At 39.1% G+C, this 235-nt stretch carries 1 pseudogene; it reads right to left on the bottom strand.

What is annotated here, in order from left to right:
• A pseudogene (locus KVT27_RS26205) lies at positions 1 to 235 on the bottom strand (tubby C-terminal domain-like protein); the annotation flags it as partial.

Raw genomic sequence — 235 nt, 5'->3', positions numbered from 1 at the left:
TCATCAGCGTATTTTTATAATAGCCCCTTACTACACCTACTTGCTCACTTCCATTATAAACCTCTATCGGCGTCGTATCTGCTTTGCTATCACTCGGTCGTTTGTAAGAGAGCTGCATCATTCGCTCTCCTCTTAAGTACTGATCTAACGTCACAGTATATTCTATCATGCGCAGTTCCATATTTAACTCATATAAATAGCGATGAACGCTCTCTATTAATGTTGTAGTAGCTAT

It is taken from the genome of Lysinibacillus sp. GbtcB16 (genome assembly GCF_019091145.1).
GTDB lineage: Bacteria > Bacillota > Bacilli > Bacillales_A > Planococcaceae > Lysinibacillus > Lysinibacillus fusiformis.
Note: the sequence above shows the minus strand (reverse complement) of the source record. Positions and strands in the feature narration are given on the sequence as shown.